Source organism: Kitasatospora cheerisanensis KCTC 2395 (assembly GCF_000696185.1).
Classification (GTDB): Bacteria; Actinomycetota; Actinomycetes; order Streptomycetales; family Streptomycetaceae; genus Kitasatospora; species Kitasatospora cheerisanensis.
The window spans coordinates 970,593-985,449 of sequence record NZ_KK853997.1; the positions used below are offsets into that span (position 1 = coordinate 970,593).

The 14,857-nt window shown below is 74.9% G+C and carries 15 protein-coding genes and 2 pseudogenes; 14 read left to right on the forward strand and 3 right to left on the reverse strand.

The annotated features are described in order from the left end of the window. The 8 genes and pseudogenes from KCH_RS42265 to KCH_RS04280 all read left to right on the forward strand — a co-directional run. Positions 1 to 725 (forward strand): hypothetical protein (locus KCH_RS42265; RefSeq protein WP_035859139.1); only part of this gene is annotated, 725 nt, incomplete at its 5' end. A 19-nt stretch (positions 726 to 744) separates the two neighbouring features. Further along, complete coding sequence (locus KCH_RS04265) at positions 745 to 1,323, forward strand: hypothetical protein (RefSeq protein WP_035859142.1); 579 nt, start codon at positions 745 to 747, stop codon at positions 1,321 to 1,323. Beyond that, entirely contained in the window at positions 1,316 to 3,118 is a 1,803-nt protein-coding gene (locus KCH_RS04270; protein WP_051652720.1) for an asparagine synthetase B family protein, read from the forward strand. The genes KCH_RS04265 and KCH_RS04270 overlap by 8 nt, the downstream gene beginning before the upstream one ends. Before the next feature lie 53 nt (positions 3,119 to 3,171). Further along, positions 3,172 to 3,336 (forward strand): hypothetical protein, encoded by a 165-nt coding sequence (locus KCH_RS43930; RefSeq protein WP_244305741.1) that lies wholly within the window; start codon positions 3,172 to 3,174, stop codon positions 3,334 to 3,336. Then, positions 3,315 to 3,572 (forward strand): annotated as a pseudogene (locus KCH_RS45840) (aldehyde dehydrogenase family protein); the annotation flags it as partial. The gene KCH_RS43930 and the pseudogene KCH_RS45840, both read left to right, overlap by 22 nt. Further along, a pseudogene (locus KCH_RS45845) lies at positions 3,533 to 4,215 on the forward strand (aldehyde dehydrogenase family protein). The pseudogenes KCH_RS45840 and KCH_RS45845, both read left to right, overlap by 40 nt. Beyond that, the gene (locus KCH_RS45850) at positions 4,164 to 4,490 is read left to right on the forward strand and encodes an aldehyde dehydrogenase family protein (RefSeq protein WP_279635936.1); all 327 of its coding nucleotides are present in this window, start codon (positions 4,164 to 4,166) and stop codon (positions 4,488 to 4,490) included. Before KCH_RS45845 ends, KCH_RS45850 begins: the two are co-directional and overlap by 52 nt. 35 nt (positions 4,491 to 4,525) lie before the next feature. After that, positions 4,526 to 5,320, forward strand: coding sequence for a phosphotransferase (locus tag KCH_RS04280; RefSeq protein WP_035859143.1), 795 nt, complete (start codon positions 4,526 to 4,528; stop codon positions 5,318 to 5,320). Positions 5,321 to 5,327: 7 nt separating this feature from the next. Here KCH_RS04280 and KCH_RS04285 read toward each other — a convergent pair whose 3' ends face one another. Continuing rightward, positions 5,328 to 6,614 (reverse strand): M20 metallopeptidase family protein, encoded by a 1,287-nt coding sequence (locus KCH_RS04285; RefSeq protein WP_035859146.1) that lies wholly within the window; start codon positions 6,612 to 6,614, stop codon positions 5,328 to 5,330. Positions 6,615 to 6,772: 158 nt separating this feature from the next. Between KCH_RS04285 and ligD the strand changes: the two genes are divergently transcribed. Beyond that, a complete protein-coding gene (gene ligD, locus KCH_RS04290) occupies positions 6,773 to 7,699 on the forward strand; it encodes a non-homologous end-joining DNA ligase (RefSeq protein ID WP_084223229.1) in 927 nt (308 codons plus the stop codon). An 87-nt stretch (positions 7,700 to 7,786) separates the two neighbouring features. Here the strand turns inward: ligD and KCH_RS04295 are convergent, their stop codons facing one another. After that, on the reverse strand, positions 7,787 to 8,368 hold the full coding sequence (locus KCH_RS04295; RefSeq protein ID WP_157031889.1) for a DUF11 domain-containing protein: 582 nt from the start codon (positions 8,366 to 8,368) through the stop codon (positions 7,787 to 7,789). A gap of 14 nt (positions 8,369 to 8,382) precedes the next feature. After that, positions 8,383 to 10,503 (reverse strand): IPT/TIG domain-containing protein, encoded by a 2,121-nt coding sequence (locus KCH_RS04300; protein ID WP_157031890.1) that lies wholly within the window; start codon positions 10,501 to 10,503, stop codon positions 8,383 to 8,385. A 312-nt stretch (positions 10,504 to 10,815) separates the two neighbouring features. Between KCH_RS04300 and KCH_RS04305 the strand changes: the two genes are divergently transcribed. From KCH_RS04305 to KCH_RS04325, 5 genes are all read left to right on the forward strand, one after another. Next, positions 10,816 to 11,004 (forward strand): YegP family protein, encoded by a 189-nt coding sequence (locus tag KCH_RS04305; protein ID WP_035859161.1) that lies wholly within the window; start codon positions 10,816 to 10,818, stop codon positions 11,002 to 11,004. A gap of 152 nt (positions 11,005 to 11,156) precedes the next feature. After that, positions 11,157 to 12,245, forward strand: a complete 1,089-nt coding sequence (locus KCH_RS39115) for an NUDIX hydrolase (RefSeq protein ID WP_084223233.1) — start codon at positions 11,157 to 11,159, stop codon at positions 12,243 to 12,245. A gap of 118 nt (positions 12,246 to 12,363) precedes the next feature. After that, the gene (locus KCH_RS04315; protein WP_157031891.1) at positions 12,364 to 12,798 is read left to right on the forward strand and encodes a DUF6188 family protein; all 435 of its coding nucleotides are present in this window, start codon (positions 12,364 to 12,366) and stop codon (positions 12,796 to 12,798) included. 112 nt (positions 12,799 to 12,910) lie between these two features. Beyond that, a complete protein-coding gene (locus KCH_RS04320) occupies positions 12,911 to 13,921 on the forward strand; it encodes an aldo/keto reductase (RefSeq protein WP_035859165.1) in 1,011 nt (336 codons plus the stop codon). Positions 13,922 to 14,069: 148 nt separating this feature from the next. Further along, positions 14,070 to 14,840: an HAD hydrolase family protein gene (locus KCH_RS04325; RefSeq protein ID WP_035859169.1), complete on the forward strand. Its 771-nt coding sequence runs from the start codon at positions 14,070 to 14,072 to the stop codon at positions 14,838 to 14,840. Positions 14,841 to 14,857 lie beyond the last annotated feature (17 nt).

The window sequence follows — 14,857 nt, forward strand, 5'->3', positions numbered from 1 at the left end:
GGCAGTTGTACTACGAGACCGACCGGACGCTGTTCCCGCTGCACCGCGGCCCGCACCGGCTGCGGTACACCACCCGGCCGCTGCTGTCCGCCGAGCGGTTCGCGGCCTCGCTCGCCCGGCAGCCCCGACTCCCCGTCCTGCCCGGCCTGGTGGAGCCCCGCCCGCACCGGCCCGGGCCGGAGGGCGACCTGTACGACTACGCGTTCCCCCGGCTGCTGGTCTGCCAGGACCCGGCGATCGCCGCCATGCTGCTGGCCAACCGGCTGCACCTGGAAGGGGGTTGCCCGATTCTCACGGCCGGCCGGCTGCCGCTGGAGGCCCGGCTGGTGGCCGCCCTGGAACGGGCCGGGGACGCCGTGGTGCACGTGCTGCACGACGCCTCGCCGGCCGGGCTGGACCTGTTCGGCCGGGTGCGCGAGCACGCCGGCCCCCGGCTCCGGGTCCGCACCATGGGCCTGCTGCCGCGGCACGCCGCCGCCCTGCACCTGGCCGCGCTCGCCGGTCAACCCCCGTGCGAAGCCGCGGAGTTGCCCGCCGAGCTGCCGGCCGCCGAGCGGGCCTGGCTGGCGAGCGGCCGGGTCGCGGAGCTCGCTGCCGTCCGCCCGGCCCGGCTGCTGCGGACCGTGCTGCGCACCGTCCGCGGCGGCGGCTTCGCCCCGCCCGCCCGTCCGGCCGCGCCCACCCGGGCCCGCGACACCGGCTTCCTGACCTGGCCGACGCCCTGACCCCCGAGGACCGTGGACGATGACTCAGCCACCCGAAATCACCTACAGCGACGAGTTGTTGGCGGACGGCACGGTGCACCGCCGGTACTCCGACGGCCGCAGCGAATGGCGCAGCCGCGGCGCCGACGGCCGGATCCACTGGCGCGACGACCGGGGCGACTCGGGCACCGACGAGCGCCTGGGCCGCGACCTGGTCAAGCGCCTGCACGCGGACGGCCGGGCCGGCTACGGCCGCGACATCGGCTACGGCCGCACGGTGTGGGGCCAGGGCCAGTACGTGCTGGTCAACCGCAGCTCCTTCCCGGGCCGGGTCGGCGTGGTGCTCGGCGCGCTCGGCCTCGGCGCGGGCATCGCGGCCGTCCACTACGCGCCCGAACTGCTCTCCCCCGACGAGGAGGAGGAACTGCGCCGGGAGGCCGAGCGCGCCCGCTCCTCGGGCGGTGACGGCGGTGGCGACGGCGGCGGCGGTGGTGACAGCGGCGACGGCTTCGACGACGGTTTCGACGACCACGACGGCTTCGGCACGGCCGGGGACGGCGGCGACGGGCACGACGCCTCGGACGGCGGCGACGGCTGGGACGGGGACGACTTTGGCTGAGTCGCAGCGCCTCGCCGCGCCCGCCCCCGCGGCGGTGCGCGCCCCGGCCCGCTACACCGTGCTCGCACTGCCGGCCGGCGGCCACCGACGGCCCGAACCCGGCCTGGTGGCGGGCCCGTTCGAGACCGGCGGCCGCCGCACCTCGGCCGCCCTGCTGACGGGCGTGCCCGGTTTCGCGGACGGCCCGTTCACCGTGGACGGCCGGACCGCCGTCGGCGAAGTCACCCTGCACAACCGGGCGGAGCTGCTCGCCGCCCTGTCCGCCGCTGGCCGGCCGGCCGAACCGGCCTGCCCGGACGGCGAGTTGCTGCTGCGCTGCTGGCTGGCGCTGGGCCCGGACGGGCTGCGGACCGCGGACGGCATGTTCACCCTCGCGGTGCTGGACGGCCCGGACCTGGTGCTGCTCCGCGACCACGTCGGCGCCCGCACCGCCTTCCACTGCCGCACCCGGGACGGCGGCTGGGCGGTCTCCAGCTCGCTCCGCGCGCTGCGCGAACGCCCGGACGTGGACACCGGGTTGGACCTGGCCGCCGTCCGCTCCTTCCTCACCTTCGCCTACCTGCCGGGCACCGAGACGCTGCTGCGCGGCGTGTCCGAACTACTGCCGGGCAGGGTGACCCGGCTCGGCGCGGACGGCTCGGTCCGCACCGAGGAGTTCTGGGAGCCGCAGCACCGCACCGCCGGGGCCGAGCTGACGACCGGTCAGTACGCGTCCGAGCTGCTGGAGTTGCTGGAGCAGGCGGTGGCGCGGCGGCTGCCGGCCGGCGAGGACGTCGCGGTGCTGCTGTCCGGCGGCGTGGACAGTTCGCTGGTGACGGCGCTGGCCGCCCGGCTGCACGACCGGCCGGTGCACACCTACTCGATCAGCTTCGGCAACGAACTGCCCAACGAGCTGGGCTACTCGGGACTGGTCGCCGCCCACTGCGACACCCGGCACCGGGTGCTGACCGTGCCCGGCGAACAGGTCGCGGCCCGGCTCGCCGACACCGTCGCGCTGCTCGACAGCCCGGTCGGCGACCCGCTGACCGTACCCAACCTGATGCTCGCCGAAGCCGTCGCCGGGGACGGCCTGAGCGTCTCGCTGAACGGCGAGGGCGGCGACCCGGTGTTCGGCGGCCCGAAGAACCTGGCCATGCTGGTCTTCGAGCTGCTCCGCGAGGACCCGTCCGAACAGGCCCGCGCCGACGCCTACTTGCACACCTACCGCAAGTGTTGGGAGGACCTGCCGGTGCTGCTCACCGGCGAGGCCCTGGCCGCACTGGACGCGCTCGGCCCCGACGCGCACCCGCGCCGGCACGTCGCGCCGTACCTGACGGACCGGCGGATGCCGTCCCTGCTCGACCAGTTGCTGCACTGCAACCTGCGCACCAAGGGCGCCCACCACATCCTCACCAAGGTCGAGCGGCTGACCTCCTCGCAGGGCGTCCAGGGGCGCTCGCCGCTCTTCGACCGGCAGGTGGTCGACCACGCGTTCGGCACCCCGCCCGCGCTCAAACTCCGTGGTACCGAGGAGAAGTGGATCCTCAAGGAGGCGGTGCGGGACCTGCTGCCCGACACCGTCACCTACCGGCCCAAGAGCGGCATGCGGGTGCCCGTCCAGCAGTGGCTGCGCGGACCGCTCAGCGAACTCGCCGGCGACCTGCTGCTCGGCCCCGCCGCCCGCGCCCGCGGCCTGTTCCGGCCCGACACGGTGGAGACCTGGATGCGCGGCGGCGGCCTGCTGCTGCCCCGCCAGGGCGGCAAGCTCTGGCTGCTGCTCACCCTCGAACTCTGGCTGCGCGCCTACGACCTGTGATCCCGGCCCCGCCCCGCCGGGCGACCGACCGTGCAACCCCTGGAGCACCACTGATGGACCTGATCGACCCCCGCACCGGCGACGTCCGTCGCTCCCTCGCCCCCGGCCGCGCCCCCGAGGTGTCCGCCGCCGTGGCGCCGCCCGCGACGCCCGGCCCGGCTGGGCCGCCCTCACCCCGCGCGAACGCCACCGGCGGCTCGCCGCCCTCGCCGACCTGATCGAGCGGCACGCCGCGGACTACGCCGCCGCCGAGGGCGCGGGCACCGGCAAGCCCGCGTCCGAGACGGACGGCGAAGTCGCCGAGGTCGCCGACCTGTTCCGGTTCTACGGCGGCGCCGTCCGGGCCGGCACCGCCCCGCCGCCGGCGACTACCTGGCCGGGCACCAGAGCTGGGTGCGCTGGGAGCCGGTCGGCGTGGTCGCCGCCGTCGTCCCGTGGAACTACCCGCTGCTGATGGCCGGTTGGCGCTGCGCCCGGCCCTGGCCGCCGGGAACACGGTGGTCCTCAAGCCCGCCGAGACCACCCCCGACAGCGCGCTGCTGCTCGCCGCGCACGCCGAACAGGCCCTCGGCCCCGGCGTGTTGACCGCCCTGCCCGGCGACCGGGAGACCGGCCGGCTGCTGGTCGCGGCCGGCTGCGACCTGATCGCCTTCACCGGCAGCCCCGCCGGCGGCACCGACGTCGCCGCCCGCGCCGGACTCACCCCCGTCAGCCTCGAACTCGGCGGCAACAGCCCTGTGCTGGTGCTGCCCGACGCTCCCGCCGACACGTGGCAGCAGCTCGCCGCCGCCTGCACCTACAACGCCGGTCAGAGCTGCGCCGCCCCCGCCCGGGTCATCGTCCTCGACGAGGCCTACGACGCGGCGGTCGGCGCGCTCGCCGCCGCGATGGCCGAGCGCCGGGCCGGCCGGGACTTCGGGCCGCTCAACAACCGCGACCAGGCCGCCCGTTACGACCGCATCGTGGCCGCCAGCGCCGCGAAGACCGTCCGGGTGGCCCCGGCCGCACCGACGGCCTGTGGCGGCCCGCGACCGTCCTCGCCGACCTGCCCGCCGACGACCCGGCCGTGGTCGAGGAGGTCTTCGGCCCGCTGCTGACCGTGCAGCGCGCCACCGGCCTCGACCACGCCGTCGCCCTCGCCGAGTCCGTCCCGCAGGCCCTCGCCGCCTCCGTCTGGACCACCGACCTCTCCACCGGCCTCGCCCTCACCGACCGGCTGTCCGCCGGCGAGGTCTGGCTCAACTGCCACCTCGCCCAGTCCGCCGAACTCCCGCACAGCGGCCGCCGCTCCAGCGGCGCGGGCACCGACCTGTCCACCCTCGCCCTCCGGGAGTACCAGCGCCCGAAGACCGTGACGGCCCGGCTGGTCTGACCCCAGGTGCGGTCCGGGCCTGGGAGGATCGGCGGATGGACGAGGAGCAGCTGACCGGCGGGCTGGCGAACGCCGGGGCGGTGGTGCGGCGCGGGGCGGTGGTGGAGCGGCCCGCGCCGCCGCAGGTGGCGGCACTGCACGGATTCCTGACGGCGCTTCGGTCCGGCGGCTTCGCCGGGGCTCCGCTGCCGGTGGGTGAACCGGCGGGCGGGCGCGAGCAGTTGGAGTTCCTGCCGGGGGACGTCGCGGTCCTGCCGTACCCGGAGTGGGCGCTCGGGGAGGAGGCGCTGGTCTCGGTCGGCCGGCTGCTGCGGCGCTGGCACCGGGCCGCCGCGCGCACGCCGTTCGACGGACGCGCCGGCTGGTCGCGGGAGCTGGCGGATCCGGCGGGCGGGCCGCTGCTCTGCCACAACGACGTGTGCGTGGAGAACGTGGTGTTCCGGGGCGGCGCGGCCGCCGCGCTGATCGACTTCGACCTGGCCGCGCCGGGCCGCCCGCTGTGGGACGTGGCGATGACGGCCCGGTACTGGGTGCCGGTGCTCGACCCGGACACGGCCGCCGAGACCGGCCGCGCCCACCTCGAAGTCCCGCGCCGGCTGCGGCTGTTCGCCGACGCGTACGGCCTCTCCGCCGCCGACCGGGCCGCGCTCCCGGCCGTCCTGGCGGAGGCCACCGCCGTCTGCCGGGCCTTCGTCGGCCGCCGGATCGCCGCCGCGGAGCCCGCGTTCGTGGCGTACTTCGACTCCTGCGGCGGCTGGTCCCGCTGGGACCGCCTGCAGGCCTGGCTCACCGCCCGACTCCCGCTGCTGGAAAGGGCCTTGACGGACTGACGGTACGTCAGGCAGGGGGCTCGATGCGGCCCGCCAGGTGGTCGACGGCGAGGTGGGCGTGCAGGCGGACGCCCGTCGGCAGGGTGTCGTCGTCCAGGTAGAAGCGCGGGTTGTGGTTCGGCACCACGCCGCGGCCGCCGGGGGTGGGGACGATGTTCCCGGCGGCGTCGAACTCGGAGTCCTGGGCGCCGAGCATCAGGTACAGGCCGCCGTACGCGTTGACGAACTCGGAGACGTCGTCGTAGCCGAGCGCCCCGCCGGTCTCCACCACCCGCTCGTCGCCGACCACCCGGCGCAGCGTGGGCAGCGCGGCGTCCAGCCACTCCTGACGGTTGTTCACGGCGGGCACGTCCTGGAGGTGTTCGACGGTCGCGGTGCAGCCGTAGGCCTGCGCGGTGTGCTCGGCGAGCCGGGCGAGGCGCTGCTGCACCTCGGCCATGTCGGACTCGACGGCGCACCGGACGGTGCCCCACAGGGTGACGTGTTCGCCGATGATGTTGAACCGGCCGATGTCCTCCAGGTGCCCGATGGAGACGGTGACGGGGTGGTTGGCGTCGACCTGGCGGTAGAGCTGCCCGATGCCGGTGATGATCGCGGCGGCGGGCGGCATCGGGTCGATGCCCTGCCAGGGGGTGGAGCCGTGCACCTGACGGCCCGTGATGGTGATCTTGACCAGGCAGGACGCGGCGTACTGGTTGCCGACCCGGTAGGCGAGGTGGCCCTTGGGGTGCGGGGTGAGGTGCACGCCGAACACCATGGTGGGCTCGGGGTCGGCGAGCGCCCGCTCGACGAGCATCTGCCGGGCGCCGCCGGTCTCGGTGACGGGCGGGCCCTCCTCGGCGGGCTGGAACACGAACAGCACGGTGCCGGGCAGCTGTTCGCGCACCCCGGCGAGCACCGTGGCGGCGCCGAGCAGCATCGCGGTGTGGCCGTCGTGCCCGCAGGCGTGCGAGACCGGGAACGGGCCGCCCGGGTAGTCCTGGTCGACGGCCGTCGAGGCGAAGTCGGTGCCGCACAGGTCGGTCACCGGCAGCGCGTCGGTGTCGGCCCGCAGCGCGATCACCCGCGTGCCGGGCCGCCCGCCGCGCAGCACCCCGACGACGCCGTGCCCGGCGATGCCGGTGCGCACCTCGTCCAGGCCGAGGGAGGTCAGGTGGTCGGCGATCAGCCGGGCGGTCGCGCCCTCCCGGTTGGACAGTTCGGGGTGCCGGTGCAGGTGCTGGCGCCACGTCACCACCTGCGGTGCCACCTCGGCGCACCTGCGGTCGAGTTCGGCGTGGATCGAATCGCCCATGGTTCCCTGTTCCTTCCGTCCGGCCGGGTCGAGCGTACGACGGACCCTCCCGATCGGCGGATGATCGGACCGGCGTGGCGCGCCGCCGGGCGGGTGAGGTCCGGATTCGCGGACGGTACGGGCGGGGAACGGCTGCCGGGGTGAGCGGTGGCGGAGTGATGCTGGCGGTGTCGAGCGCCCGGCGGGTGTTCGACGAGGGCTGGGTGCTGGAACGGAAGTGGGACGGCATCCGGGCCCTGGCGGTGCGGGACGGCGAGCGGGTGACCCTGCGGTCGCGCACCGGACAGCACCTGGAAAGCGCTTACCCGGAGCTGGTGACGGCGCTCGCCGCGCAGCCCGTGCCGCGCTTCGCGGTGGACGGCGAGATCGTCGCCTTCGAGCACGGCCGGACCAGCTTCGCCCGGCTCCAGCAGCGGATGGGCCTGCACGACCCCGTCCGGGCGCTGGCCAGCGGCGTCACCGTCGACTACGTGCTGTTCGACCTGCTGGCCCTTCAGGGCCACGACACCACCGGCCTGCCCCTGCTGGACCGCAAGCGACTCCTCACCGAGGCCGTCGAGTTCGGCCCTCCGCTGCGGCTGTCCGAGTACACCGCCGCCGAGCCGGGCGTCCCCGTCTCGCTCGCCGAGGCCTGCGCCCGCGGCTGGGAGGGCCTGATCGCCAAGCGCGCCGCCGGCCGCTACGTGGGCGCCCGCTCCGGCGACTGGCTCAAGCTGAAGTGCGAGACCGGGCAGGAGTTCGTGGTCGGCGGCTGGACCGACCCCGCGGGCAGCCGGGAGGCGTTCGGCGCGCTGCTGCTCGGCTACCACGAGCACGGCCGGCTGCGCTACGCGGGCAAGGTCGGCACCGGCTTCGACACCCGCACGCTGCACGCCCTGCACCGCGTGCTGCTCCAACTGGCCTCCCCCGTCAGCCCGTTCGCCGAGGAGGTGCCGCTGCGCAAACCGCACTGGGTGCGCCCGGAACTCGTCGTGCAGGTCGGCTTCACCGAGTGGACCCGCGACGGCCGCCTGCGCGCACCCCGCTACCAGGGCATCCGCACCGACCGCCCGGCGGCCGCGGTGGTCCGCGAGCCGCCGGGCTGATGTCCCGTCAGCGCGCCCGGAACGAGGACGGGCGGGGTGCCCGCGGCCGGCTGCCGCGGGCACCCCGCCCGTCAGGTCGATCCTCCGTCAGGCGCGACGGCCCCGGCGCCGGGTGAGGGCGACGGTGAGCCCGCCCGCCACCAGCAGCGCGAGACCGATCGCCGCCGGAGCCAGCACGTCGCCACCGGTGCTCGCCAGGAAGCCCGACCCCTGCGGGGCCGGCGCGGCCGGGCCCGGGTTGCCGCCGGGCGCCCGGCCGCCGCCGGTGGCGGTCGGCGTCGGCCCCGGGGTGGCCGTGGCCGTCGGGGTGGCGGTCGGCGTGGGCGTGGGTGTCGGGGTGATCGCGGTCTGGACCGTCAGGTCGGTCTCGCAGCTCGACTCCGCCCGGCAACTGCCGCGCCTGCCTGGATCGTTGATGGTGACGGCGCTGTGCAGCCGGCCGTCGCCGTTGCCCGTCACGGTGACCGAGAACCGGACCGTCACGCTGGCGCCCACGATCAGGTCACCGGTCCAGGTCAGCTTCCCGTCCTTGACCTCGGCGGTGCCGTGGGTGGCCGTGACGTCCCCGTTGTAGGCGGCGTCGTCCAGCAGCTGCGACAGGTCGCCGGTGATGCCGGCGCCCATGGCGTCGTCCGGTCCCTGCTGGGCGACCGAGAGGTCGTAGGTCACCTTGTCGCCCGCCTTCACCGTGGAGCCGGCCTTCGGGTCCGAGTACTGGTGGAAGACGAAGGAGCCGGTGACCGCCGGGTCCTGGTAGCTGAACGCCTTGCCGGCCGTGGTGCCGCCGGGGTGGTGACGGTGATCTCCACCGGGCCGGCGGCGCTCGCCGCCGGGGCCGTGGCGGTGATCCGGCCGTCGCCGACGACGGTGAACGAAGTGGCGGGCGCGGAACCGAAGTTCACGGCCGTCGCCCCGTTCAGGTCGCTGCCGGTGAGGGTGACGACGGTGCCGCCGGCCAGCGGGCCGCGGTCCGGCGCGATGCCGGTCAGCACGGGCGGCGTCACGTCGTAGGTGTACGGCACGGCGACGCTGGAACCGGTCGCGGTCACCACCACGACGTCGACCGCGCCGGGCGTGACGTTCTCGGGAGCGGCCGCGGTGATCTGCGTGTCGCTGTCGACCTGGTAGGACTGCGCGGTGTCCGACCCGAAGCGGACGGCGGTCGTCCCGGTGAAGTACTTTCCGGTGATGACGACGGCCGTACCGCCCGCCAGCGGGCCGTGGTTCGGCGCGAGGCCGGTCACGACCGGCGCGGGGGCCTCGTACCGGTACTGCACGGGAGCGGTCGTGCCGGACGGGGTGGTCACCGTGACGTCGACCGTGCCGGGCTCGCTTCCCGCCGGAACGGTGGCCGTGACCTCCGTGTCGCTGACCACGGTGACCGCCGTGGCAGGCACGTCCCCGAAGTGGACCGCCGACGTCCCGGTCAGGTTGCTGCCCTTGACGGTGACGGTGGTGCCGCCGGCCATCGGCCCGAACAGCGGGGTGATGCCGGTGACCGCGGGCGGCGGGCTCTGGTACGTGAACTGCCCGGCGGGCAGCGTGCTCCCGCGGACGGTCAGCGTGACGTCCACGGCGCCCGCGGCGTGCGCGGGGGCGGTCGCGGTGACGGTGGAGCCGTCGACGACCGTGACCTCGGTTGCCGCGACACCGCCGAAGGAGACCGCGGTGGCGCCCGTGAGGTGACTGCCCGTCAGCGTGACGGTGGTGCCGCCCGCCACCGGACCGTGGTCGGGGGCGATCCCGGTGACCGCCGGCGGTACGGGCTTGCCCACCGCCAGACCGAACGGGCCGGACCCGGTGGGCACGGTGGCGGTGACGGTGTTGGTCGCCGTGTCGATCACCGACACGGTGTTCGACGTGTTGTTGGTGACGTACACGACGCGACCGGACGGGTCGGCCGCGATGCCGATCGGCCGGATGCCCACCGGGACGGACGCGATCTTGCGGTTGGTCGAGACGTCCACCACCGACACCGCGTTGTCCCGGGTGTCGGCGCTGTAGACGTACTGCCCGTCCGGCGTGACCGCCAGGCCCTCCGGCCCCTGGCCGACCGGGACGACGGCCACGATCGTGTTGGTGGCCGTGGCGATCACCGAGAGCGTGTTGCTGTTGTAGTTGGCCACGTACACCAGCGAGCCGTCCGGCTTCACCACCAGGCCGGCCGGGTTCATGTTGTAGCCGTCGCTGACGGTGGCGACCACCACGTTGGTGGCCGTGTCGATCACCGACACCGACCGGCTGTAGAAGTTGGCGACGTACGCCAGCCCGCCGTCCGGCGTCAGCCCGATCATGTTCGGGAAGCCGCCGACCGGAACGGTGCCGGTGACCTTCCGGGTGGCCGTGTCGATCACGTCCATGCCGCCCGGGTCGGCACCGACCGAGTGGGCCACGTAGGCGCGCGCCCCGTCCGGTGAGAACGCCACCGGCATCGGGGCCTCGCCGACCGGGATGTCACCGGCGACGGTGTTGGTCACGGTGTCGATCACCGAGACGCTGTTGCTGCCCTTGTTGGTCACGTACGCCTGCGCGCCGTCCGGCGACAGGGCCACGAACTGCGGCTTGCTGCCGACCGGGATGGTGGCGACCACCGCGGCGGTCTCCGGGTCGTAGGCCGTGACCGAATTGCCGTTCTGGTTGACGACGTAGACCAGCTGTCGCGCCGACTCCGCGTGCCCCGCCGCGGCCGGCAGCACCGCCGCCAGCGCCCCGAGCACGACGGTCGCCAGTCCCGCCGCCGCCCCGCGCCGCAGTATTCGTCTGCGGCCCGGGCGGGTCGCCCCGATCTCAGGGGCCAATGCCATCTGGTCCGCCTCTCCGAGGGTGTGATCCGTCCGGCCCCCCGGCCGGACGGCGTCAAATCACGCTTCGTGCGCGGATTCTGACGGTCCATAGAATGGCGGACGGAGGCCCCCGCCGTCCATTCACATCCGGAGTTCGATCCTCCGCAACCTGCTGTCGATGCCCGCGCCCCCGGAGCGCGGCCCGGCCGCCGCGGCCGGGCGCCACGACCGCGCGGCCCACCCCCGGATGGCCCGCTCCGGCGGGCGGCGCTCCCGGGCAGTCCGTACGGTGCCGTTTCGGGGGACGTACCCGAGTGAGAGGCAATCACTGGCATGGCTGGGAAGTTCGAGCTGTACGTGGACGAGTCGGGCAACCACCGGTTCCGGCTGAAGGCGAGCAACGGCGCGGTCGTGGTGACCGGAGACCCGGAGGAGTCCCGGGAGCAGTGCCTGAAGAGCATCGAGTCGATCCGCAAGCTCGCGCCGTACGCGCAGCTCCAGGAGACCGGCGCGAACGCCTGACGGCGCGGCGGCCCCCGCACCGGGCCGCGGCGACGGGCCCGTGACGAGCTGACCGGCCGTCACGGGCCCGTCGCCGTTCGCGGTTCGGGCGCCCGGTCCTGCGGCATGCTTGCGGGGAGAAGGCTGGCGGCCCGGACGAGGGGAACACGGCGATGACGGGGCGTGGATTGTTGGCGGCGGCCGGGGTGCTGTTCCCCGACGAGCAGGGCCGGGTGATGGTGGTCCGGGCGTCGTACCGGGCCAAGCACCCGATCGAGGTGCCGGGCGGCGGCTGGGACGCCTCCGACCCCTCGCCCCGGCACACCGCCGTCCGGGAGATCCAGGAGGAGCTGGGCATCACCCCGGTGCTACGCGAACTCGCCTGCCTGGACTGGTCCCGCAACCACCGCCGCCCGCCCATCGCGGCCTTCCTGTACTGGGCGGACCCGCTCACCGAGGAGCAGCGGGCGGCGATCCGGCTGGAGGCCGAGGAGCTGGACGCCCTGGTGTACCTGACGCCCGATCAGCTGCTGCCGGCCCTGGCGCCGCTGCTCTCCCGCCGGATCGGCTCGTGCGCGCTGGCCCCGCGGTCGGCCGCGCCGCTGGAACTGGCGGACGGGATGCCGGCCGGTCACACGGCGCTGCACCTGCGGCCGTGGCCCGACCCGGTGTACACCGGCCCCGCCGGGATCGCGGCGCTGCTGCCGCCGGGCGGCGACCGCCCGGCCCCGCCGCCGCCGATGGACCGGGAGACGTACTACGCCAGCCGCCCGCGGATCCGCGGCAAGGCCCGGATGCTGTTCCGGGACGAACGCGGCCGGGTGCTGCTGGTGCGGCTGACGCCGTGGAACGACGAGTCGGTGTGGGTGCTGCCGGGCGGCTCGATCGAGGCCGACCTCGAACTGCCGCGCGAGGCGGCGCGGCGGGAGACCCGGGAGGAACTGGGCTGGGAGCGCGAGCCCGGCCGGCTGCTGGCGATCGACTGGATGCCCGGCCGTGGCGACGAACTCCCGCGCACCGTCCTGGTGTTCGACGGCGGGACGGTGACGTCCGAGCTGCTGTCGACGATCCGGCTGCAGGAGGAGGAGATCGCCGAGTGGGGCCTGTTCACCCCGGAGGAGGCGCAGCGCCTCCTGCTCCCGCCCGGCGCGCAGCGGCTGGCCGCCTGCCTGGACGTCCTCGGCCTGCCGCCGGGCGCGGGCCCCGCGGAACTGCTGAACGGGGTGCCGCAGTCCGGCTCGCCGGTGGTGGCGGGGCCGTAGCGGGGCCTGTCCCGCGCGGCCGGCCGGGCGCGTCGTGCGGAGAGCGGGGCCTGTCCCGCGCGGCCGGGCCGGGCGCGTCGTGCGGATAGCGGGGCGCTCGGCGGGGGAGGATACGGGGATGGAGCGCTCGACGAGGCCTGCGCACGAACGTGACCACGAGCCCGGGCCGGGGCTGGGGCTGACGGGCCGTGCGGTGCGGTCGCTGGGCGGCGGCGACCGCCTGGTGCTGCGGCTGGACGACGGGCTGCTGCTGACGGTCCGCAACGACTTCCGGCTGCTGCGCGGCGCGGAGGTCGACCACTTCTACCCGGCGCTCGGCGTCGCCCCGTCCGGCGCCCTGGGCGCACTGTCGGAGGCCACCGTCACCGGCGCGACCGTCACCCCCGCCGGGGGCCTGCGCCTCGCCTTCGACTCCGGCCACACGCTGGCCGTCGCCCCCGACCCGGCTCCCGGCGGGCCGGCCCACCCGTGGCAGCTCTCCTCCCCCGCCGGCCTGCTCTTCACCGGCGGACCGGCCGGCGGACCGGCGGACGATCAGGGCGTCCGCCGGTAGGCCGAGCGGTCGTGGCCACGGACCCGCGAGGGCGGTGTGCGGTCGGGGGCCGCCTCGTGCCCCGCGCCTCCGGATTTGCCTTGACGTGCACTCCAACTCCTAGGTTCCGGGCATGCGATACATCAAACTCGGCACGACCGGTCTGGAAGTCTCCGCCATCGCTCTCGGCTGCATGAGCTTCGGCGAGCCGGAGCGGGGCGGCGAGCCCTGGTCGCTGGGCGCGGACGCCAGCCGAACCATCATCAGGCAGGCCCTGGAGGGCGGCGTCAACTTCCTCGACACGGCCAATGGGTACAGCGCCGGAAGCAGCGAGGAGATCGTCGGTCGGGCGGTCAAGGACTTCGCCCGGCGCGAGGAGGTCGTTCTCGCCACCAAGGTCTGGATGCGGATGCGCCCCGGCCCGAACGGCGCCGGGCTGTCCCGCAAGGCGATCTTCGCCGAGCTCGACGCCTCCCTGAAGCGGTTGGGGACCGACTACATCGACCTGTACCAGATCCACCGCTGGGACTACGACACCCCGGTCGAGGAGACCCTGGAGGCACTGCACGACGCGGTCAAGTCCGGGAAGGTCCGCTACATCGGGGCTTCTTCGATGTACCCCTGGCAGTTCACCAAGGCCCTCTACCTGGCTGATCTGAACGGCTGGACCCGGTTCGTGTCGATGCAGGACCACTACAACCTCATCCACCGAGAAGCGGAGCGGGAGATGCTCCCGCTCTGCGCCGACCAGGGCATCGGTGTCATCCCGTGGAGCCCGCTCGCGCGGGGCAGGCTGACCCGGGTCCGGGACACCACCACGGCGCGTGCCGAGACCGACCCGGGCGGCAAGATCCTCTACCGCGACGGGGACCGGGCGGTGGCCGAGCGCGTCCACGAGATCGCGGACAAGCGGGGCCTCTCCCCGGCCCAGGTCGCCCTGGCCTGGGTCATGCGCAACCCGGCGGTGACCTCGCCCGTCGTCGGGGTCACCAAGCCTGCCCAACTGGCCGACGCGATCGCCGCGGTGGAGGTCGAACTCGACGGGGACGAGGCCGCCCACCTGGAGGAGCCCTACCAGCCGCACGAGGTCGCCTACCTGGAGGAGTCGTTCTACAAGTCGCGCCCTGCGACGGGCTCCCGGTAGTCCGGGCCACCGCCGGGCTTCGACGAGTCACCGGCCTCGCCTTTCCCGAACCCGGCGGTCCGACAGGGAACCGGTCGGCTGAGGGCTCGTCAGCCGGTGCGCCGAGGCCGGTAGGTCGTGCACGGTCGCCGCCCGGTTACCCTCGACCATGATCACTTCCAGCGCCCCCACCACGGTCTTCGACATCGACGGCACGCTCTGCTTCGACGGCCGGACGATCGACGGCCGCATCCTGTCCGCGCTCGACGCCTGCGAACGGGTCGGCCACCACCTGGTGTTCGCCTCCGCCCGGCCGGTCCGCGACCTGCTCCCGGTGCTCGGCGGGGCGTTCTCCGGCGCGACGCTGATAGGCGGCAACGGCAGCCTGGTCTCGGTCGGCGGCCAGGTCCGGACGCGCTCCGTGTTCGCCGCCGCGCACCTCGCCGCGCTGCTCGGCGAGGTCGAGCGGTTCGGGGCCGGCTACCTCGCCGACGGCCCGTGGGACTACGCCTACACCGGCCCCGCCGACCACCCGATCATCGGCCGCGTCGAGGCGCACGGGCTGGGCCGCCGCGTCGACCTCGCCGAACTGCCCGCCGTGGTCAAGTTCCTGGTGGTCTCGGCGTCCGACCTGCCCGGCCTGGCCGAGTCCTGCCGCGCCCTCGGACTCTCCGTCAACCACCACGTCGGCGAGGCGATCATCGACTTCGCGCCCGGCACCACCGACAAGTGGGAGGCCCTGGCCTCGCTGGGCATAGACCACTACAACGCCTTCGGCAACGACATCAACGACCTCGCCATGCTCAGCCACGCCCGGCACGCCGTCCGGGTCGGCGCCCACCCCGCGCTCGACGGCGCCGCGCACGTCACGGTCGCCGCGGACCCGGAGGCCGTCGCCGCGGAGATCCTGCGACTGGCCGCCGGGACGCACGCCGCCTGAGCCCGCGCCCCTGCCGG